The sequence below is a fragment of the Gordonia terrae genome, assembly GCF_051789125.1.
Lineage (GTDB): Bacteria > Actinomycetota > Actinomycetes > Mycobacteriales > Mycobacteriaceae > Gordonia > Gordonia terrae_A.
In genome coordinates, this window is sequence record NZ_CP196526.1 from 4,001,030 (window position 1) to 4,021,695 (window position 20,666).

Here is a 20,666-nt window from a genome sequence, read left to right on the forward strand (position 1 = left end):
ACGGCGACGGTCACACGCGGCGGCCTGACGGACCGGCCAGGATGTCGGCGAGTTCGTCGAGGCTGTACGGCGAGGTGTCCTTGTGATCGCGATAGGCGACGAAGCTCGCCTGCTGCGTCTCGAACCGACCGATGAAACCACCGGCCGCACTGAAGATGTCACCGGAGATGTGTTCGGCGGCGTCGCCGGCGAGGAAGACATACAGCGGGGCGACGTACTCCGGCGGCGCGGGATCGAGTGCGGCGTCGCGGGTGAGGTCGTCGAGAATACCCCGGCGATGCAGACCTTCGATGTGCGCGACGTAGTCGTCGCCGGATGACAGGCGCGACTTGGCTCCGGGCATGACCACGTTCACCCGGACGCGGTGATCGCGGAGATCGGCGGCAGCGGCCAGCGCGAGTGCGTTGACACCGCCTTTGGCTGCGGGATAGCCACTCCCGCCGAACATGCCGAGAGAAGCCGCCGATCCGGTGAGGACGATCGAGCCCGACTCCTGCTCGACGAAGACCCGCCCCGCGGCCTGTACGAGGTGGAATGCGCTCATCAGATGGGCGTCGAGCTGCTCGCGGAACTCGGCGGGGGTGATCGTCAAGACCGTGGACGCCGGCGGTTCCGCGATCCCGGCGCAGTTGATGGCGATGTCGAGCGCGCCGAACTCCTCGAGCGCCACCTCGACCATCGCCTGCGCCACGCCGTCGTCACCGGCGGACCCGCTGACCCCCACGGCATAACCTCCGCCCCCGCGGATCTCGGCGACCGTGGCGTCGACGGCGTCCGGGTCGCGTCCGTTGACCACCACCGAGACGCCCTGACCCGACAGGGCATACGCGACCGCCAGACCGATACCGCGGGTCGCACCCGCGACGACGGCGACCCGGCCGCCGAGTCCGGCGGAGCCGGGTGACCGGCCCCCGCCGGAGGTCACGCCGAGCTGCCGACCGGCGTGATCGGGATCGACCGTCCGCGGTCGGTGAACTCGAAACTCGCGCCGCCGCTGAACCGCGCGACGGACACCTCACCGAACTCCTTGCGGGCGGTGTCGGAGACGCCGACGCGCACCCGCAGCTCGCCGTCGACGACTTCTGCGTCGACGACGGCCAGATACGGGTCGACCGCGGTCGCCGCGGCCTGCAGGGGTTCGAGATGGTCCACGTCGATGATCGACATCCAGCCGCCGTCGGTCATCGCGTGTGACTCCTGGGGTATCCGTACCAGGGCCGTCTCGCCGTCGACCTCGGTGGTCACCCCCGTGTACTGGATCGGTCCGAAGCACGGATGCAGCGCCAGCACCTCGGCGAAACCCGCCACGCCGGTGGGCAGATCGAGCGCGGCGCGGATCCGGTCGGCGGCGAGCCCGGCGATACCGATCAACTGTTTGCGGAAGATCTCGATGGTCTGCGCGGCACTGTCGGCGGACCTGCGCAGGCTCACGAGAAAACCCAGCGACAGCAACTGGTGTTGCAGCGCAACCTCTTCGGCGACCCGCACCAGCGCCGATGTCGACCACTCCGCGAATTGCAGGTCCTCGACGAGAGGCCCCCGGTAATCGACCCAGCCGTCGGCCTCCGAGGTGTCGATCGGCGACAGGACGAGTTGGCCGGCCCGGGTGGCGAACATGTCGACCGAGTCGGGCGGCAGTGGGAGCTCGTCGCGATCGGGCTCGATGGTGACCGTCCACTCGCAGTGCGGAGTCCGCCCGGCCGGCCGCCGGGGCGGACGATGAACGGGCCGGATCCGGGCACGACGGTTGGTGGCGATGGCCGTCGCGTCGAACGTGGGGTCCTCGATGTCGTGGCACATGGTCGTCACGTAGTCGTCGCCGAGGGGTTCGACGTCGAGCAGGGCGCCGCAGTGATCGAGGACGAACGAACCGTGGTATTCGTCGTCGATCCGGTAGCGGAAGTCCATGAACTGCGGTGGGGCGCCGATGTCGAGCTGCAGACACTTGAACATGTCCTCGACGCCGTCGCCGTCGATACCCAGCGCGCTCCTCATCCGGTGCGTGTAGACGGGGCTGGCTGCCATCCATTCCTCGATGGCGATCTTGCCCATGACGTCTCGCCCGAACGCGCTGATGAGGTGCGCCATCCCGCTGCGGTCGATCATCTGACCCGAGAGCAACAGTTCGGGGACGAGCACGGCGAGCTGATCCTGACTCAGACCTTGGTAGGTCGGGGCTGTGGAAGTCACGTCAGATCACCAGAACGCGACCGGCGCCTTGCCGAAGTCGTACCACCCCGGCAGGTTTCCGGGCGCCGACTTCTCGACCCGCTTGAGCATCGGTTCGCTCATCGCGTTGTCCTTCATCATCTCGATGAAGAGGGCGGAGACGTTGCCGTAGTCGAAGAAGTCTCGCTGCCAAGAGAACTGGAAGTTCCCGCCGTACTTGAACCAACTGCCCTGGATGCCCTCGAGGGCGTAATGGCTACCGTCGGCGCGGGTGCCCTCGTAGATCTGCTTCCACAACCCGATCATGTCGCCGGTGCGATCGTCGATCACCCACGCCTGGTAGGGGTACTCCCAGCCCTGCAGGCCTTCCATCTCCTGCCCCAGTGCGAGCTCGCGGATCTCCTCACGGCCGACGGCCATGAAGTCCTTCTTGGGACCGTAGTTCCACCCGTAGGTGGCGTCCTCGGTGTAGAAGTCGGCGAGGGGCTTCCAGTCCCCCGCCTTCTCGGCCTCGATGTTGGCGGCGAGCCACCGCTCCTTCATCTCGTCCAGTTCGGCGCGATCAAAAGACATGTGTTACACCTTCATTCGTCGTCGTGGGTGACGTCTTGACTGGTTTGGTCCTCGATGATCCGAAGAGCCTGCGTCGGGCAGAAGTGCACACCCGCCTCGACCTCGGCACGTTTGGATTCGTCGGGGTCGGCGTCGAGGATCTCGACATGATCCGTGTGCGCGGCGAAGACGTCGGGCGCCTCCATCTCGCACATGCCGTGCCCCTGGCACAGATCCAGATCGACCTCGACGCGCATCAGGAGGCCTGGCGCTTCCGGTACGCGACCCGGCACGGCTGCTGCAGCTGGACGACCATCTTGGAGTGGTCGTTGCGGTAGCTCTCCGGGGGTTGCAGCATCTCGAACTCGTAGTTCTGGAAGAGCACGGAGAAGATGGCCTTCAGCTGCATGATCGCGAATTGTGCTCCGACACAGCGGTGCCGGCCGGCACCGAAGGGGATCCACGTCCACCGGTTGACCAGGTCCTCCTGGCGGGGCTTGTCATACCGGTCGGGGTCGAAGGTGTCCGCGTCGGGGAAGTCCTCGGGCAGACGGTTGGAGATCGCCGGCGAGACGGCGATCGACTGACCGGCCTTCACCTCGACATCCTCGACGTGGAAGTCGTTCTGTACCACGCGCATCAGGATGATCAGCGGCGGGTGGAGCCGCAACGCCTCCTTGAGGGCGTTCTCCAGCTGCGGCATCTGCCGGGTGTGGGCGAAGGTGTACTCCGGGCGCTCACCGGGCGGGGTCTCGCCGTAGATCTCGTCGAGCTCGGTATACACCCGCGCCATGTATTCCGGGTTGCGCAGCAGCTCGATGAGTGTCCAGGCCGCGGTCCCCGATGTGGTGTGGTGTCCGGCGAACATCATCGAGATGAACATGCCGGTGATGGTGTTCGCGTCGAATCCGACCTGGACGAGCACGTCCATCAGGTCGCGATCCTCCTTGTCCTCGGTGGGATTCGCGATCCGCTCGTCCATGACGCCCTGGATGAACTCGACCAGCTCGGCGCGCGCCTCGTCGCGCTTGTGGAAGCTCTCGATGTCGGCGTTGTAGTCCACGTAGGCGATCGGGTCGGTGCCCTTCTCCAGGTCGTGGAAGAGGTGGGCGATGTGTCCGCTGAGCCGCTCGCGGAACTTGCGGCCGATGAGGCACGCCGACGAGGTGTACAGCGTCAGTTCGGAGAAGAAGTCGAGCAGGTCGATCTCGCCCTCGTCGCCCCACTCGGCGATGATCCGCTCGACCTCGTTGGGGATCGTCACCGCGTGCTGCTTCATGTGGGCGCCCTTGAGCGCCGAATTGTGGATGGCCTTGGACCGCTCCTCGGGGCTCGCGTCGAACACGACGCCCTCCCCGAACACCGGGGTCATGAACGGATAGGCCGCGGCCTGATCCAGGTCCTCCTCCGGGGCGCGGAAGAACTCCTCGCTCGCGGCCGCACCCGAGACGAGCACCACCTCCCGGTCGGCGAGCTGGAACATGCCGACGTCCCCGCATTCCTCGCGGACGCGCCAGAAGAGCGAGATCGGGTCGGTGGCGAGTTCGTCGAGGTGCCCGTGCTCGCCGTCGCCCCCCGAGACACGATTCGGTTGTTTCAGGCCTGATTCGGTGATGGCGGTCATCGATCCGTCCCCTTCTCCTGTGTTGCCTGTCGTTTGTTGTCGCTCACCGCGCCCTCGGCCTCCACGTCGACCGATCGCATGTGCGCACCGCGCGGCATGGTCACCATGGCCGCAACGGCCTGCGCGATGTGCTCGGGTGAGAGGAAGTTGCCGTGCCGGGCCAGACCGTGGGCGATCCAGTCGTTGAGCATGTTCTCCGTGGCCGTCGCGTCGAGGTTCATCCCCATCCCGGTGATGGTCTGCCCGGGACGCACCACTCCCGCGCGCACGCCCGTGCCCTCGAGTTCGAGCTGGATGGTCGCCACGAGACCGTCGATCCCCGACTTCGCGGCGACATATGCCGACGACCAGGGACGCGGGTGGGCGGCGACGTCCGAGCCGATGAACACGAAATCGCCTCGGGCACGGTCGATCATGCCGCGGATGGCGGCCCGGTAGATCCGATAGGCACCGGTGAGGTGGATGTTGACCTGATCGGCGAAGTGCTGGGTACTGGTCTCGTAGGAGAGGCCGATCGCGAGATCCCCGGCTCCGGCGACGACGATCTCGAGATCGCCGAGCGCCGCCTGCGCCTTGGCCACGCAGTCGACGACGGATTGTTCGTCGGTGACGTCGAGCGGCACGGCCACCGCCTCGCCTCCGGCGGTGGTGATCTTGTCGGCGAGCTCTTGCAGCTTCTCCACGCGTCGTGCCGCGAGAGCCACGGGATAACCTGCGGCCGCGAGGTATTCGGCGGTCGCCGCACCGATGCCCGACGAGGCGCCGGCGACGAGTACGGGACGACGCTGGGGGTGGGGACGGAATGCCATCAGCGCACCGTCACCTTCACCGGCAGATCGGCGAAGCCGCGCACGTTGACCGAGTGCACCCGCACCGCGTTGTCGATGTCGATGTCGACCGATCGGATCGACTTCACGACCTCGCCGAGTCCGATGTTCGCCTCGAGGCGCGCGAGGTGCGCGCCGAGGCAGAAGTGTGCGCCCAGTCCGAAGCTCATCAGCGCCTGACTGCAGTCCCGTCCGATCTGGTACTGATCGGCGTCGGCCCCGAACACCTCGGTGTCGCGGTTGGCCGAGCCCACGAGCAGCAGGACGCGATCGCCCGCGGGGATCACGAAGTCGCCGTAGGGCGCGTCCTCGACCACCCGTCGCACCACGATCTGTGTCGAGTTGTCGTAACGCAGTGTCTCCTCGGTCCACTCCGGGACGACGACCTCCGGGTCGGCGAAGACCTTGGCCAGTTCGTCGGGATTGCGCCAGCCCCAATAGAGGGCGTTGGCGAGGAGTTTGGTGGTGGTCTCGTTGCCTGCGACCACCATCAGCACCATGAAGCCGACGATCTCGTCCTCGGTGAGCTTTGTCTTCGTGCCTGATTCGTCGTCGATCTCGGCCTCGATGAGTGCCGACACCAGATCCTCGCCGGGGTTCTTGCGGCGATCGGCGATGAGCTCCGAATAGTACTTGTGCAGTTCGATGTACGCGTATATCGCCGCCTCCGGGAGGTCGAGATCCCCGTCCTCGCGGTGCAGCAGTAGATCCGACTGGTGACGCAGCTGGGTGCGGTCGGCCTCGGGGACGCCGAGCAGCTCGGAGACAACATCCATCGGCAGTAGCGCGGCGAAGTCGTGCACGAAGTCGAATTCGCCCTTGTCGAGGCACCTGCTCCAGTGCTGATGTGTCAGAGCGGTGATCCGACCCGTGAGTTCGTTGACCCGTCGCGGCGTGAACCCTTTCGACACCAGCTTGCGGATCCGCATGTGCTTGGGATCGTCCATCGCGAGGAACGACATCGACTTGTGGGCGTCGGGGCCGTAGGCCGAGGGGTCCATCGACACACCCCAGCTGTTCGAGAGTCGTTGCGTGTCACGGAATCCAGCCCGAACATCGGCGTGACCCGCCAGCGCCCAGAAGTCCATCCCGGCGTTGTAGTAGACCGGCGCCTCCGCGCGGAGACGGGAGTAGGTCGGATAGGGATCCTCGTGGAAACCATAGGCATACGGGTCGAAGGGGAGTTCATGCTCCATCCCCGACACCGCCGTCGTTTCGGTCATCACTTCTCCATCAGTAGATGTGCGGCTGCGACAAGACGTTCGGAGGTCTGCTCGTAGGTCATGTGACCCATACCGGCGTAGACGAGGCCGCCGGAGTAGATCATCTCGAGGGCGTCGAGCAGAGGTCCGGGATTCTCCGGGTCCTCCTCGAGCGCGGCGGCGAGGCGTCGGCGGATGAACGCGCCGATGCGGACCCGGAGGTGCTCGACGTCGGGATCGGTGCCCAGCAGCGCCACGGTGACCGCGCCGCCGAGCTGGCCCTCACCGGCCACCACCAGCGCGACCTCGCGCAACACCTGGGCGACCCGCTCGGTGGGCGACGCGGTGGGATCCGGTTCCAGCACCCCTGCGGAGAGCCGACGCCAGAACACCTCCGCGACGAGGTGACTCTTCGACGAGAAGTAGGTGTAGGCCGTTGCGGGCGCGACGCCGGCGATCTTGGCGACCGTCCGCACGGTCAGGCCGTCGAAGCCCTCGGCATTCAACACGTCGACCGCGGCGTCAGTGAGGCGTGTGACCGTCTCCGCCTGCTGCTGCGTCAGCCTGCGACGAGTGGATTCCTGGGATACGGGGCTGGACATGTGAGCCACGCTACACTAGCTTTGAACGCGAGTCCAGACACCTGTCCAGATGGAGTTCCAGCTGATGCCTCTTCGCCCCGAAACCTCGTCGGATCTGTTGATCGACGGCAAACTCACCCCTGGTAGCGGCGGTGTCTTCGACGTCGTCAATCCCGCGACCGAGGAGGTCATCGGACAGGCCGCCGATGGCACCTCCCAAGACATGGACGCGGCGATCGCCGCCGCGCGCACCGCCTTCGACACCACCGACTGGTCGCGCGACCACGCACTGCGCGCCCGATGCCTCCGTCAGCTGCGCGATGCACTGCTCGCCCACGGCGACGAGTTCCGCAAGCTGACCATCGCCGAGGTCGGCTGCCCCGCATTCTTGACCCACGGCCCGCAATTCGACGGCCCCGTCACCGATCTCGGCTACTTCGCCGACCTCGCCGAGAGCTACGAGTGGACCCGCGACCTCGGCACCGCGAAGCCGATGGGCCTGAAAAACCACCGCGAACTGCGGTCGGAGGCCGTCGGTGTCGTCGGCGCGATCACCCCGTGGAACTTCCCGCACCAGATCAACTTCGCCAAGATCGGGCCCGCGCTCGCCGCCGGGTGCACCGTGGTGCTCAAGCCCGCGCCCGACACCCCGTGGTGCGCGGCGCTCGTCGGCAAGATCGTCGCCGAGGAGACGGACTTCCCGCCCGGTGTTCTCAACATCGTCACCTCGACCGACCATCAACTCGGCTCCCAGCTCAGCACCGACCCGCGCGTCGACCTGGTCTCGTTCACCGGCTCCACCGCGACGGGCAAGAAGGTGATGGCCGCCGCGTCCGAGTCGCTCAAGAAGGTGTTCCTGGAGCTCGGCGGCAAATCGGCCTTCATCGTCCTCGACGACGCCGACATCGGATCCGCCTGCGCGATGGCCGCCTTCAATGTCGTCACCCATGCCGGCCAGGGCTGCGCCATCACCACCCGTCTGGTGGTCCCGCGCAGCAAACTCGACGAGGCGATCACCGCGACCCGCGACGCGATGGCGGGACTACCCGCGGGCGACCCGACCGACGGCGGCACCATCTGCGGTCCGGTCATCTCCGCCCGCCAGCGGCAGCGCATCGAGTCCTACATCGAACTGGCCACCAGCGAGGGCGGCACCATCGAGATCGGTGGCGGGCGCCCCGCCGACAAGCCGGCCGGGTTCTTCGTGGAGCCGACCCTGATCTCGGGGCTGGACAACTCGGCACGCGTCGCGCAGGAGGAGATCTTCGGCCCGGTGCTCGTGATCATCCCCCACGACGGCGACGACGACGCGATCCGTATCGCCAACGACTCGCCGTACGGCCTGTCGGGCATGGTCTACGGGACCGACGAGGAGCGGATCAACAAGGTCGTCAACGGAGTACGCACCGGGACGATGGGCGTCAACGGCGGCATCTGGTACGCCGCCGACGTCCCGTTCGGCGGCTACAAACAGTCCGGCATCGGCCGGGAGATGGGTGTCGCCGGCTTCGAGGAGTACCTGGAGACCAAGGCCGTCGCGCGTCCGGCGTGACCCTTCGAGGCTCGTCGCTATCGCTCCTCACACCTCAGGGAGCGAATTCCACCGCTCATCGCTACCGCACCTCAAGGAGCACAAGCCACCGCATCGCTACCGCACCTCAAGGAGCACAAGCCACCGCTCATCGCTGTCGGACCTCAGGGAGCACATTCCACCGCTCCCTGAGGTGCGAGCGAAGCGAGCCACGAAGGGCCGTTACATCATCCACACAGAAAGCAGGACAATGAGTTCCAAGCGGTTCGAGAACAAGACCATCATCGTCACCGGCGCAGCCGGCGGGATCGGCGAGGCCTACGCCCGCGCGCTCGCCGCCGAGGGCGCCAACGTCGTGGTCGCCGACCTGGCCGACGAGAAGGGCAAGCAGGTCGCCGCCGACATCGGCGGGTTGTACGTCAACACCGATGTCGCCGACGAGGATTCGGCGAAGGCGCTCGCCGCGGCGACTGTCGACGCCTACGGGTCGATCGACGGACTGGTCAACAACGCCGCGATCTACGGCGGGATGAAGCTCGACTTCCTCATCACCGTGCCGTGGGATTACTACAAGAAGTTCATGAGCGTCAACCTCGACGGGGCGCTCAACGTCACCCGTGCGGTGTATCCGCACATGACCAACGGCGGCGGCGCGATCGTCAACCAGTCGTCCACCGCCGCGTGGCTCTACAGCGGCTTCTACGGCCTCGCCAAGGTCGGCGTGAACGGCCTGACCCAGCAGCTCGCGACCGAGCTCGGCGGGCAGAACATCCGCGTCAACGCGATCGCCCCGGGGCCCATCGACACCGAGGCCACCCGCACGACGACGCCGAAGGAGATGGTCGCCGACATCGTGAACCGGCTGCCGCTCAAACGTTTCGGCACGCCCGAGGACCTGGTGGGCATGTGCCTGTTCCTGCTGTCGGACGAAGCCGGGTGGATCACCGGGCAGATCTTCAACGTCGACGGCGGCCAGGTCATCCGCTCATGAGCGAATCGGCCGACCTGCAGCCGGGTCCCGTCCGTCTGGGATATGTCGGGCTCGGCAACATCGGCGGGCCGATGGCCGGCAGCCTGGCCGCCTGGGCCGGCGGGCTGACGGTCTTCGACCTGTCCGCCGACGCCATCGCGAAGGTCGTCGAGAAGGGCGCGGCCGCTGCGGATTCGCTCACCGACCTCGCCTCGACGACCGACATCATCGGCATCTGCGTGCTCGACGACGACCAGGTCCGGACCGTCGTGAGCGGGCCCGACGGACTGCTCTCGACGGCCCGCCCCGGCACCATCATCACCGTGCACTCCACCATCGGTCCGGACACGGCCGCCGATCTCGCCGAGCAGTGCGCGGCACGGGAGGTCACCCTGCTCGACGCCCCGATCTCCGGTGGCGCCATGGGAGCGGCCTCGGGACGGCTGGCGATCATGGTCGGCGGGCCCCGCGCCGCCTACGAGAAGCTCAAGGAACCGTTCGCCCTGACCGCGGACATGCTCGTACACGCAGGGCCTGAGGTCGGCGCGGGAACCCGGATGAAGCTGGCCCGCAACCTGCTCCACTTCATCTCCTTCACCGCCACCACCGAGGCGGCGCGTCTCGCCGAGGCCGCGGGCCTCGACATCACCAAGCTCGGCAAGGTCGTCCGCCATTCCGACGCCGTCACCGGCGGCGCCGGCGCGATCATGCTGCGGGAGACCACCGCTGCCGTCGACGCCGACGATCCGTGGTACGGAATCCTCACCGGCGTTCGTACACTGGGCGAGAAGGATCTGTCGCTCGCTCTCGCGCTCGGGAACGAGCTCGGCGTCGACCTGCCACTGGGGCAGATCGCACTGCGCGACCTGGCCGCCGGTCTCGGCGTCCCTCACCCGCAAGGAGAATCCGCATGACCCGATCCAACATCTCCGACGACGCGCCCGGCGAGGTGCGCAAGCGTGCCCTCGAGAAGATGTCGGAGGTCTACGGCTGGGACGTCAGCGACGGTCCCGGCGACTATTTCGCCCACACCGCCGATCAGGTGTTCGGGAACGTCTGGGCCCGTGAGGGTCTGACCAATCGGGACCGCAGGCTGATCCTGCTCGGCGCACTGGCGGCGAGCAACAACATCGATGTCGCCGAGATCCAGGCCGGGGCCGCGCTCGGCAACGGCGAGCTCACGCCGGAGCAGCTCGAGGAGATCAGCCTCTTCCTCTGCTACTACGTCGGATGGCCGCAGGGCACCAAGATGCACTTCATGTTCGGTGAGGTGATCAAGAAGTTCCGGAAGAACAAGTGATGACGACCATCGGATTCCGGCCGCTTCATGGTGGCAACGGTTGCTCGCTGCTGAGCGCCTCGCCGTTGCCCGACCTGGCCGCGGCCGGATACACCGAGGCCGAGTACGCCGCGTCGGGCACCGCCGAGAAGCTCGTCGGCGACTCGCTCGCTCCTCCCGCGGACTTCACCACCCGGATCGTCGTGCGCCGGCCCGGTGAGGCGTCGTCGTTCAGCGGTTGCGTCGTCGTCGAGTGGCTCAACGTCAGCAGCGGCAGCGACGCCGCACCCGAGTACTCCTACCTCGCCGCCGAGATCGTGCGGGCGGGACACGCCTGGGTGGGTGTCTCGGCGCAGTACGTCGGGGTCGAGGGGGGTGCGGGTTCGGTCGGTGTGGCAACCGGTGACCCGCAGAGCCTCGCCGCCAAGGACCCGGAACGCTATGCCGGGCTGCACCATCCCGGTGACGCGTACTGCTACGACATCTTCAGCTCGATGGGCCGTGCCGTACGCGTGACGTCGGCATCGGACCATCCGTTGTCCGGGCTCGACGTGCGCACCGTACTGGCTGTCGGCGAGTCGCAGTCGGCAATGGCCCTCACCACCTACGTCAACACGGTGGGCGCGGTGGCGGGCATCTTCGACGGCTACCTCATCCACAGTCGCGCCGCGGCGGGGCTCCCCGCAGGCGAGGTGCGCACCGGAATCGACGTGTCGGTCGTCTTCGGGTGCGAACCGACGACCCTGCGCACCGATCTCGACTCGCCGATCTTCGTGGTACAGACCGAGACCGAGGTGTTGACCAACTTCCGGTATCACGTGGTGCGCCAGCCCGACACGGACCGCCTCCGGGTGTGGGAGATCGCGGGTGCCTCGCACGCCGATCTCCATCAGATCGGCGATTTCGAGGAGTTCCTCGGCTGCCCCGATCCGGTCAACCGCGGTCAGCAGCGGTTCGTTCTGCGTGCCGCACTCCGGCATCTGCAGTCCTGGGTCGCCGGTGGCGATCCGCCCCCGGTCGCAGAACCACTCGTCCTGCGGACCGTCGACGGTGCCGAGCCCGCTTTCGACCTCGACGACATCGGGAATGTCCGCGGCGGCGTCCGCACGCCGTGTGTCGACGCCCCCACCCAGGTGTTGAGCGGTGTTGTCGCGAAGCCGATCTCACGCATCTGCCTGCTTTTCGGTTCGACCACACCCGTTGCTGGTGACACGCTCGCCGCGAGATACGGGACACGCGAGGAATACGAGAAGATCTACCGGGACGCATGCGATGCCGCGATCGCGGCCGGGTTCGTCGTCGGCGAGGACCGCGACGAACTCCTCGCCGACGCCAACCCGGAGCTCATTCCCGGCTGACCCGCAGTCGATTCCGGCCACGGCCATTCGTCCGCGGTCACAGCCCGCCGGCCACAAGTGCCCCAAGGCGCCGATTGGCGCTCTCCGAATCAGCCTGAATCCAATGGTGCCGGCAGTGTCGCGACCGAAGTAGCGTCCCAGAAGTCCTGCCCAGCCCCTCTTCCAGGCGGATTTCATGACACTCGAACTCTCGGCGCCTCCCGGTGCCTCCGCCGGTCCGACCGTGCCCGGTGCCACGGCGACCGTCCCGGTCGGTGCGGAACCCGCACGTGCGGCACGGCGCCCGCGCCGGTGGCCGGTCTCGCGCCACACGCTGACGCGGACCCTGCGTCAGTCCATCGGCCTGGTCCTCGTTGTCGCCATCTGGCAGCTCGGCGCGCGCGGATGGCTCGGCGCCACCACACCGGCGCCCACCGAAGTCGTCTCGGCGGGTTGGGAACTCATCCGGACCGGCGAGATCTGGACCCACCTGGCCGCGTCCGGACGACGCGTCGCCATCGGACTGGCGGTCGGGATCGCGATCGGCGCGATCCTGGGCGCCGCGGCAGGCCTGTTCAAGGTCGCCGAGGACCTGGTCAACGCGCCGGTCCAGGTGCTGCGCATGATGCCGGCGGTCGCGCTCGTCCCGGTTTTCATCATCTGGTTCGGCATCGGCGACTCCTTCAAGATCGCGCTCATCATCGTGGCCCCGATCTTCCCCATCTACCTGAACTTCCTCGCCGGCATCCGCGGGGTGGACCAGAAGCTCATCGAAGCGGCCGAATCGCTGGAACTGACCCGATTCGAGCTCGTCCGGTACGTGGTGCTGCCCGGCGCGCTCCCCCAGATCTTCGTCGGCCTCCGTCAGGCCCTGGGCATCGGCTGGCTCGTGCTCGTCGTCGCGGAGATGCAGACGACCCCGGTCGGACTGGGCTTCCTCATGAACGACGCCAAGGAATACCTCCGCACCGACCAGATCTTCCTCGTCCTCGTCATCTACGCGATCCTGGGACTGATCACCGATGTCGCGGTGCGGATGCTCGAGCGACGTTTCCTGTCGTGGCGCAACGGATTCGAAGGCAGGTGACGATGTCCACGACAGACGCCAGCGGGGTCCGGGTCACCGGTGCCTCACGCGAGTTCGACGGCCGACTGGTACTCGACAACGTCGACCTCACCATCCGCCGGGGCGAGTTCGTCGCCCTCCTCGGCGCCAGCGGTTCCGGCAAGAGCACACTGTTGCGCGGAATCGGCGGCCTCGATCGAGGATTCACCGGAACGATCGAGGCACCCGACGCGAAGGCGATCGTGTTCCAGGAGCACCGGCTCATGCCGTGGATGTCGGTGTGGCGCAACGTCGCGCTGGGTCTGCGAGGCGGCGACACGCAGGCGCGCGCACTGCAGGCGCTCGACGAGGTCGGGCTCGCGGGCAAGTCCGGCGCGTGGCCGTCGACACTGTCCGGGGGCGAGGCCCAGCGCACCGCCCTGGCGCGTGCGCTCGTCCGGCAACCCGACCTCCTCCTGCTCGACGAACCCTTCGGCGCCCTCGACGCGCTCACCCGGATCAATGCGCAGAAACTCGTCGCCCGCCTCTGGGAAGCCCATCGACCGGCCACACTTCTCGTGACCCATGACGTCGAGGAGGCCCTTCTCCTCGCCGATCGCGCTCTCATCCTCCGGTCGGGACACATCGCCGAAGAGATCGTCGTCGACCTGCCCCGACCCCGCCGGGTCACCGACCCGGCCTTCATCGCCCTCCGCTCGCAGTTGCTCGCCGGACTCGGGGTCGGCGACAACGAATCAGCCGATCCCGCAACGGAAACCCAGGAGTTCACCCATGTCTGATGCCTTGACCCTGTCCACCGATGTGTTGGTGATCGGCGGAGGACCGGCGGCCACGTGGGCCGCGATCCACGCACGTGACACCGGGGCCGAGGTGATCCTCGTCGACAAGGGCTACTGCGGCGCATCGGGCACCACCGCGCCCGCCGGAACCGGCGTCTGGTACGTCGCGCCCGACCCCGAACAACGCTCGGCCGCCAAGGCCAGCCGCGAGGCACTCGGTGGTCATCTGGCCGATCACGCCTGGATGGACCGGGTTCTCGACCAGACCTATGCCAACATGCACCGCCTCGGCACGGAAGGACGCTACCCGTTCCCCGTCGACGAGCAGACCGGCCAACCGATCCGCACCGGCGTCCAGGGACCCGAGTACATGCGGCGCATGCGGGCCTGGGTCCAGCGTCGTGGTGTCCGGATCCTCGACCACTCACCTGTTCTGGAGCTGCTCACCGATGCCGACGGCGCGGTGCGGGGCGCCGCCGGGTATCAGCGGCAGGCTGACCGCGACTATCGGATCGCGGCGGGCGCGGTGGTACTCGCCACCGGCGGATGTGCGTTCCTGTCGAAGGCCCTGGGCACCAATGTGGACACCGGCGACGGTGCCCTGATGGCCGCGGAGGTGGGGGCCTCGTTCTCGGGGATGGAGTTCGCCAACGCCTACGCGATCGTGCCCAAGGGTTCCACGGTCACCAAGACGGCCTACTACGGCTACGCCACCTTCTTCCACGCCGACGGCCGTGTGGTGGAGGGCGCCGGATCGACGAAGGGCCGGTCGGTGATCGCTCGGACCCTCCTCCACGAAAAGGTTTTTGCGCAGCTCGATCGCGCCGACGAGACCGTCGCGGCACAGATGCGACTGGGCCAGCCCAACTTCTTCCTCCAGTTCGATCGCCGCGGCATCAACCCGTTCACCGAGCGTTTCGAGGTCGACCTCCTCGCCGAGGGAACGGTACGGGGGACCGGCGGGATCGACGTCGTCGACGATGACTGCTGGACCGGCATCCCGGGGCTGTACGCCGCGGGTGACGCATCGACCAGGGAACGCATATGCGGCGGTTTCACCGGCGGTGGCAGCCACAATTCGGCGTGGGCGATGTCGTCCGGCAGCTTCGCCGGTGCGGCCGCCGCTCGTGCGGCCCGCGACGCCGGGGGCGCCGACATCGCGCGGCGACTCACCGGAGCCGGGACCGTCGGCCTGGGCACCGGATCGGCATCGGTCACCCCGGACGAGATCGTCGCCGCGGCACAGCACGAACTGATCCCGTTCGAGAAGAACTATCTGCGGCACGGCGATCGGATGACCCCGGCGTTGCACGCCCTGGACGCGATCTGGGACACCGTCACCGGCCCGGGGTACGGCGCGCGCACACCTGCGGGGCGTATCCGCGCACGCGAGGCCGCGGCCATCACCGCGGTGGGACGCTGGATCTATCGTTCCGCCCTCGCGCGCACCGAGACCCGCGGCATGAGCAAACGCGCCGACCACCCCGAACTCGATCCCGCACTGCAGACCCACGTCCGCACCGGCGGTCTCGACGATGTGTGGGTGTCGCTGCCGCGCACCACGACCCACGTCGATGATCCCGTATCACAGCACTTCGCGACCCGGATCCCGGCATGATCGAACTCGTCGTCGCATCGGCGTGCATCGCCTGCGACAAATGCGTGCACGCCTGTCCGACCAACGTGTTCGACACCGGCCCCGACGGGATTCCGGTGATCGCTCGGCAGTCGGACTGTCAGACATGTTTCATGTGCGAGGCGTACTGCCCCACCGACGCCCTGTATGTGAGTCCGGAGTCCTCACCGGTCGACGACGAGGCGGCACTGCCGGTGTCGCTCATCGGGAGCTACCGGGAGCGCCTCGGCTGGGGCAAGGGCCGCGCGCCCGGAACCCTCACCGCGGTGGGACCACCCATCCCGCACGGTCCTCCCCCGCCACGCCTGGCCGACCGAATCGCCGAACACGCCGCCGACTGACGAGCACCCACCATCGTCCGACCTCCATCGAGAAGCAGAGAAACCATGGTCACCACCCACCCATTCCGCTCGTCCGTGCGTCGGGTCCGACGCACGATCGCGCTACTGGCGGCCTGCGCCGCAGTCCTGGCGGTCGCAGCGTGCGGATCCGACAACACCTCGTCGGCACAGCGCGATGTCATCGACACCCTCCGCATCGGCGTCATCGGCTCCTCCAACGTCATATCCGGTCCGGTCGGGTTCGCGCACAGTCGAGGTGAACTCCTGGAGGCCTTCGCCCCACTCGGCGTCAACAAGGTCGAGATCTTCAGCTTCCCGAACGGGCCCGACCTGAACCAGGCACTCATCGGTGGTCGCCTGGACGTCGCGAACTACGGCGACACCCCCGCGCTCGTCGCCCGCGGCTCGGGCCTTCAAACGCGGCTCCTCACCATCAACCAGTTCAACAACGACGCGGGCGTCGTCGCCAAGGACCCGTCGATCAAGACCCTGGCCGACCTCGCGGGCAAGAAGATCGGCGTGCCCAAGGGGTCCTACATCGACCGATATCTGCAGGGCGCACTGGCCGAACAAGGCATCTCGGCGACGCTGATCCACCTGTATCCGGCCGATCAGGAGGGTCCGCTCAACTCGGGCGAGATCGACGGCGCGGCACTGCCTGGCGTCATCCCGTCGGTGGCACTGCAGACGTTCGAGGGCAAGGGTTTCCACCTGGTGGACTCGGTCTACCGGGACCATCCGGGTCTGGCCGGCACGAGCGTGACCGTGAGCAGTGAGCAGTTCCTTCAGAAGAACCCGGAGTTCGCGTCGACCTGGCGGCAGCTGCACGCCGCGTCCGTCCGGTACGCCAAGGCGCACTGGGATGACTACCTGGCCTTCGAGCTCGGGAACTCCAGGGCGCCCGAGGCGGCGGTCCGTGCCGCCGCGAACCCCCAGGGGTTCTCCGAGGAGCCGTTCCCGGCCCCGGCGCTCGAACTGCTCACCGGCACCAAGGCCTTCCTCGTCGAGCAGGGCAGCATCAAGAGCGACTTCGAGTTGGACAGCTGGTTGCAGCGTCCCGCTGCCGGGGCGAATCCGTGACCGGGCCACGTTTCGGTGTGTGGACCAACGTCTACGGGACCTGGGCGTCGGCTCATCACCCCGACGACCCGGTCGACGCGTCCTGGGATCGTAACCTGCAGTTGGTCACGCGCGCCGAACAACTCGGCTACCACAGCACCCTCATCGCGCAGCACGTGATCAATCCCTTTGCCCAGGAATGGGATCAGCTCGAGGCGTGGACCTCGGCCGCGGCGCTGGCGGCATCCACGTCGACGATCGAGCTGATCGCCGCGATCAAACCGCTGCTGTTCCATCCGGTGGTCCTGGCGAAGCAGGCGGCCAACATCGAGGAGATCTCCGGCGGCCGACTGTCGTTGAACGTCGTCAACGCCTGGTTTCGTCCGGAACTCGAAAAGGCCGGGATCGGGTTCCCCGAGCACGACGACCGCTACGGGTACGGTTCGGAGTGGCTGGACATCGTCCGCAGACTGCTCAGCGGGGAGAAGGTGTCCCACGAGGGACGCTACTTCACCATCGACGATTACCAGATCAGTCCCACCGGTCGGTTCCGCGAGCGACCGCAGATCTACGTCGGCGGCGAGTCGGAGCCCGCTCGTGATCTGGTGGCGGCGCAGGGCGACGTGTGGTTCATCAACGGACAACCGATCGACCGGGTACGGGAACTGATCGCCGCCGTCGGCGAACGCCCACGGACGGGACCGCCGGTGCGGTTCGGACTCTCCGCGTTCGTGATCGCGCGTGAGGACGACGAGGCCGCCCGGCGCGAGCTCGACTACCACTGGAAGCTGAACGAACTCGACCAGCCCAGCCTGGAGAACATCGTGGGCGGCGCCGACGAGAAGGCCGTGATGTTCCAGACGTTCGCACGGTACCCGGCCATCGGCACGAACGGTGGTACAGCGGCGGGGCTCGTCGGTTCCTACGATCAAGTGGCCGACCGGATCGCGGACTTTCACCGGGTCGGCATCGAGACGTTCATGCTGCAGTTCCAACCCTTCGAGGCAGAGATGGAACGCTTTGCCGCTGAGGTGATCCCGCGCGTGCATGAGCGGCTCGGAGTCGCCGCGCCGGTCTGAGGTCTCCTCCGGAGGGCCCGAGGCCCGCCTCGAGAGGTCAGATCGTCGCCCGGCGGGGTTGCGAATCTCGACCGGGTGACGGCGGTGCCTCACTCAAGAACTCGTCTGTCGCCTGCCGTATCCCGTTCGAGATGGCATGCCCCACATGACTTCCGGAGTACCAGTGGACGCGACCGCCCCAGTGCCGGTGTAGTTGTTGCGCCGCCGACACCGAGGTCACCCGGTCGTTGAGGGCGGCCACCACCATGCGACGGTCCGGGACCGCGATCGGCTCGACAGAGAGCGGGTTGATCACCGAACCCACCGCGCGGACAGCGTCGCTGCGCATCAGCGATGCGAGGTACTTCCCCTTGGAACCGCCGCGTTCCATGTGGTGAGCGAGGGTCGCGTGCATCTCCAGCATCGGGACCACGGCGAGTACCGAGCTGATCCGCGGATCCATGGAGGCGACCATCGCCGCGATGGGTCCACCCAGAGACGTTCCCGCGATGGCGATGTCGGCAGGATCCTGGTCCTCGATCCACGAGATGAGCGAACGGATCTCGGCGATCGCACGAATGGTGATGACCGTGTTCACCAGCGGATCGAAACCGGGGTAGGCCACCTGTTTCACCCGCCGGGAACCGTGCGCCGGCAGAACCGGGAAGACCACGTCGTACCCGAGCTTGTTGTAGAGGTGCGCGGCACGGAAGGCGTAGAGATCGTCCGCGCGTCCCTGCGCGGCACCGTGGACCCAGATGAGCCACCGGCGTCCCGGCCTGCGGCGCGACAGCACCCGGACCGACGCGATCCCGTCGGCGTAGGGATCGGCCGCGGCCACCGAGTCGGGCACCGGCGCGCTCACCGAGTAGTCGATGTGGTCGAATGAGGTCGTCCCGAACAGTTTTCGGTCGCGCGAGAGGATCTTCGGCGGGCCGGGATCTCGATGGATGCCCGCCGGACCCAACCGGGCCAGCTCACCACCGACCTCTGCGCATCGGTTCACCGCCTGCTCCACCGACTCGATGGGCGGGATGTCGCGGATCACTGAATTGACCGCGATGAACAACTCGTCGACAGCGGTCTCGCCCACCATCCGGGGCCCGAAGTCGGCGGGCGGTATGCCTGCCGTCGGGTCACCGCGTCCGGCGGCGCGTGAACTGCCGACTGCCCGCGGGAGCACTCCCGCGAACAGTCCGATGCGGGCGGCGCCCGACTCCCAGTCGATCAACTGGCCTCCTGTGCCATCTCACCGATACCCAGCGCGTCGCTCGTCTCCTCCACGGCGTCGGCGACCCGCTGGAGGAACCGACTCGGGTCGGGCATCGATTCGGGTGTCGCGATCAGCCCCATGCTGAGTGTGCCTGCGTAGCTGTAGGTCGTGAGGTTCACGTCGGCGGGGGCGATCGCCAGGGCGAACGAGATCCACTCGACGACCTCGATGTCACCGACCCACCGTCTCGTACGCGGACCCGGCATGTTCGCTGTGGTGATGTTGTTCATCACGAGAGGGACGCGGTGGGCGGCCAGACCCCGGAAGACCGGGCCCAGGCGGCCGGTGTAGGTGGCGAGCTTGTCGGTGAGTTCGAATCCTACGTCGCGTCGGCTCTGTACGGTGGCGGCGCAGCTCTCGCCGGTCGCGATCACGCGTTCGACGGGGTCGGCGAGGTCCGAGCGCAGATAGGCCATGGCAGTGGCGATCTCGTTGCCGTGAACCCGTGTGGAGGCCAGATCCTTGCACACGCCGAAGATGGTGACCGCCGTGCCGGGGTCCTCACCGCGCGCGATGAGCTCCTCACGGACCGCGCCCGCGATCACGCCGTGCAGCGCGCCGTTCACGGTGGTGCCCGCGGCGAGCGCGATGCGCTGGACCGCCGCAAGGGAGATCTGACCGGAGGCGCAGACCCGCTCGTCACCGCTGCGTGCATTGAAGCTGGTGCGGCGCACCGTCAATGGTTTGGGGATCAGGTCGGCGTTGTCCGCGTTGCGCTTCGCGGCGAACGCTCGGGTGAGGGCAGAGGCCACCGACGGGAGGCCGCGGATCATGCGCCATGAGTCCGCGCGGGCGGCGCGCACGAGATCGGCGGCGTCGTGGGAGCTGCAGGCGTCCGGGATCGGGGCGGGGCGGACCTGCTGACCGGGATCGGCCGTCGCCGCCATGAAGGTGTTGAGCGCGGCGAGACCGTCGGCGACCGCGTGGTGTACGCGCACCACGACGGCCTGGCGCCCGTCGGCGAGGCCGTGCACCAGGGTGAGCCCCCACAGCGGACGGCTGCGGTCGAGCTGACGGACCGCGAGATCGGAGAGGACGTCGTCGAGATCGGCACGGCTCCCCGGAGCGGCGACCCACGTCTCATCCAGGTGCAGGTTCACATCGTAGTCGGCGTCGCGCACCCAGAACGGCCGTGCCGCGTGCCCACGGGTCCACTCGAGCCGTTGTGTCGCCCGCGGGAACATGCCGAGGTAACCCGGCAACGTCTCGGCGATCTCGGTGAGCGTGAGCGGACGACCCCGCCGGGTGGTGTCGAGGACGGCCACCTTGAGGGTGTGCATCGGCGTGGACGGTGACTCCATGTTCAGCATGAGCGCGTCGGGACCGGTCATCCGCTCGACATCTGGACCGGCAGCATCCGGCTGTCGGAGAGAACGCATGGC

Annotated in this window: 21 protein-coding genes; 11 read left to right on the top strand and 10 right to left on the bottom strand. The window is 67.6% G+C overall.

Features of this window, described 5'->3' with window-relative positions; genetic code table 11:
- Positions 1 to 10 precede the first annotated feature (10 nt).
- From ACSUZC_RS18030 to ACSUZC_RS18065, 8 genes are read right to left on the bottom strand one after another with little or no spacing between them, the layout of a single operon-like run.
- A complete protein-coding gene (locus ACSUZC_RS18030; RefSeq protein ID WP_439029839.1) occupies positions 11 to 925 on the bottom strand; it encodes an SDR family NAD(P)-dependent oxidoreductase in 915 nt (304 codons plus the stop codon).
- Positions 922 to 2,190 (bottom strand): hypothetical protein, encoded by a 1,269-nt coding sequence (locus ACSUZC_RS18035; protein WP_439029840.1) that lies wholly within the window; start codon positions 2,188 to 2,190, stop codon positions 922 to 924. The genes ACSUZC_RS18030 and ACSUZC_RS18035 overlap by 4 nt, the downstream gene beginning before the upstream one ends.
- Positions 2,191 to 2,196: 6 nt before the next feature.
- On the bottom strand, positions 2,197 to 2,742 hold the full coding sequence (locus ACSUZC_RS18040) for a nuclear transport factor 2 family protein (RefSeq protein WP_439029841.1): 546 nt from the start codon (positions 2,740 to 2,742) through the stop codon (positions 2,197 to 2,199).
- Between the two features lie 11 nt (positions 2,743 to 2,753).
- The gene (locus tag ACSUZC_RS18045; RefSeq protein WP_439029842.1) at positions 2,754 to 2,978 is read right to left on the bottom strand and encodes a ferredoxin; all 225 of its coding nucleotides are present in this window, start codon (positions 2,976 to 2,978) and stop codon (positions 2,754 to 2,756) included.
- Entirely contained in the window at positions 2,978 to 4,345 is a 1,368-nt protein-coding gene (locus ACSUZC_RS18050; RefSeq protein WP_439029843.1) for a cytochrome P450, read from the bottom strand. Before ACSUZC_RS18050 ends, ACSUZC_RS18045 begins: the two co-directional genes overlap by 1 nt.
- Positions 4,342 to 5,154 carry an SDR family oxidoreductase gene (locus tag ACSUZC_RS18055; protein ID WP_439029844.1) on the bottom strand — a complete coding sequence of 271 codons (813 nt, stop codon included), beginning with the start codon at positions 5,152 to 5,154 and terminating at the stop codon, positions 4,342 to 4,344. Before ACSUZC_RS18055 ends, ACSUZC_RS18050 begins: the two co-directional genes overlap by 4 nt.
- A complete protein-coding gene (locus tag ACSUZC_RS18060) occupies positions 5,154 to 6,395 on the bottom strand; it encodes a cytochrome P450 (protein WP_439029845.1) in 1,242 nt (413 codons plus the stop codon). The genes ACSUZC_RS18055 and ACSUZC_RS18060 overlap by 1 nt, the downstream gene beginning before the upstream one ends.
- The gene (locus ACSUZC_RS18065) at positions 6,395 to 6,976 is read right to left on the bottom strand and encodes a TetR/AcrR family transcriptional regulator (protein ID WP_439029846.1); all 582 of its coding nucleotides are present in this window, start codon (positions 6,974 to 6,976) and stop codon (positions 6,395 to 6,397) included. Before ACSUZC_RS18065 ends, ACSUZC_RS18060 begins: the two co-directional genes overlap by 1 nt.
- A gap of 64 nt (positions 6,977 to 7,040) precedes the next feature.
- Between ACSUZC_RS18065 and ACSUZC_RS18070 the strand changes: the two genes are divergently transcribed.
- The 11 genes from ACSUZC_RS18070 (at position 7,041) to ACSUZC_RS18120 (ending at position 18,032) form a co-directional block, all read left to right on the top strand.
- Positions 7,041 to 8,507 carry an aldehyde dehydrogenase gene (locus tag ACSUZC_RS18070; protein WP_439029847.1) on the top strand — a complete coding sequence of 489 codons (1,467 nt, stop codon included), beginning with the start codon at positions 7,041 to 7,043 and terminating at the stop codon, positions 8,505 to 8,507.
- Positions 8,508 to 8,736: 229 nt separating this feature from the next.
- Positions 8,737 to 9,477 (top strand): SDR family oxidoreductase, encoded by a 741-nt coding sequence (locus ACSUZC_RS18075; protein ID WP_439029848.1) that lies wholly within the window; start codon positions 8,737 to 8,739, stop codon positions 9,475 to 9,477.
- Positions 9,474 to 10,370 carry an NAD(P)-dependent oxidoreductase gene (locus tag ACSUZC_RS18080; protein ID WP_439029849.1) on the top strand — a complete coding sequence of 299 codons (897 nt, stop codon included), beginning with the start codon at positions 9,474 to 9,476 and terminating at the stop codon, positions 10,368 to 10,370. Before ACSUZC_RS18075 ends, ACSUZC_RS18080 begins: the two co-directional genes overlap by 4 nt.
- Positions 10,367 to 10,756: a carboxymuconolactone decarboxylase family protein gene (locus ACSUZC_RS18085; RefSeq protein WP_439029850.1), complete on the top strand. Its 390-nt coding sequence runs from the start codon at positions 10,367 to 10,369 to the stop codon at positions 10,754 to 10,756. The genes ACSUZC_RS18080 and ACSUZC_RS18085 overlap by 4 nt, the downstream gene beginning before the upstream one ends.
- Positions 10,756 to 12,093 (top strand): alpha/beta hydrolase domain-containing protein, encoded by a 1,338-nt coding sequence (locus tag ACSUZC_RS18090; RefSeq protein WP_439029851.1) that lies wholly within the window; start codon positions 10,756 to 10,758, stop codon positions 12,091 to 12,093. Before ACSUZC_RS18085 ends, ACSUZC_RS18090 begins: the two co-directional genes overlap by 1 nt.
- A 175-nt stretch (positions 12,094 to 12,268) precedes the next feature.
- Entirely contained in the window at positions 12,269 to 13,159 is an 891-nt protein-coding gene (locus ACSUZC_RS18095) for an ABC transporter permease (protein WP_439029852.1), read from the top strand.
- A gap of 2 nt (positions 13,160 to 13,161) precedes the next feature.
- Positions 13,162 to 13,917, top strand: a complete 756-nt coding sequence (locus ACSUZC_RS18100) for an ABC transporter ATP-binding protein (RefSeq protein WP_439029853.1) — start codon at positions 13,162 to 13,164, stop codon at positions 13,915 to 13,917.
- The gene (locus ACSUZC_RS18105; RefSeq protein ID WP_439029854.1) at positions 13,910 to 15,535 is read left to right on the top strand and encodes an FAD-binding protein; all 1,626 of its coding nucleotides are present in this window, start codon (positions 13,910 to 13,912) and stop codon (positions 15,533 to 15,535) included. The genes ACSUZC_RS18100 and ACSUZC_RS18105 overlap by 8 nt, the downstream gene beginning before the upstream one ends.
- The gene (locus ACSUZC_RS18110; protein ID WP_439029855.1) at positions 15,532 to 15,894 is read left to right on the top strand and encodes a 4Fe-4S dicluster domain-containing protein; all 363 of its coding nucleotides are present in this window, start codon (positions 15,532 to 15,534) and stop codon (positions 15,892 to 15,894) included. The genes ACSUZC_RS18105 and ACSUZC_RS18110 overlap by 4 nt, the downstream gene beginning before the upstream one ends.
- Positions 15,895 to 15,939: 45 nt before the next feature.
- Positions 15,940 to 16,974, top strand: coding sequence for an ABC transporter substrate-binding protein (locus ACSUZC_RS18115; RefSeq protein ID WP_439029856.1), 1,035 nt, complete (start codon positions 15,940 to 15,942; stop codon positions 16,972 to 16,974).
- Positions 16,971 to 18,032, top strand: coding sequence for an LLM class flavin-dependent oxidoreductase (locus tag ACSUZC_RS18120; RefSeq protein ID WP_439029857.1), 1,062 nt, complete (start codon positions 16,971 to 16,973; stop codon positions 18,030 to 18,032). Before ACSUZC_RS18115 ends, ACSUZC_RS18120 begins: the two co-directional genes overlap by 4 nt.
- Positions 18,033 to 18,069: 37 nt before the next feature.
- Here the strand turns inward: ACSUZC_RS18120 and ACSUZC_RS18125 are convergent, their stop codons facing one another.
- Both ACSUZC_RS18125 and ACSUZC_RS18130 read right to left on the bottom strand, forming a co-directional pair.
- Positions 18,070 to 19,242, bottom strand: coding sequence for an alpha/beta hydrolase family protein (locus ACSUZC_RS18125; protein WP_439029858.1), 1,173 nt, complete (start codon positions 19,240 to 19,242; stop codon positions 18,070 to 18,072).
- Positions 19,239 to 20,663 carry a wax ester/triacylglycerol synthase domain-containing protein gene (locus tag ACSUZC_RS18130; protein ID WP_439029859.1) on the bottom strand — a complete coding sequence of 475 codons (1,425 nt, stop codon included), beginning with the start codon at positions 20,661 to 20,663 and terminating at the stop codon, positions 19,239 to 19,241. Before ACSUZC_RS18130 ends, ACSUZC_RS18125 begins: the two co-directional genes overlap by 4 nt.
- Positions 20,664 to 20,666 lie beyond the last annotated feature (3 nt).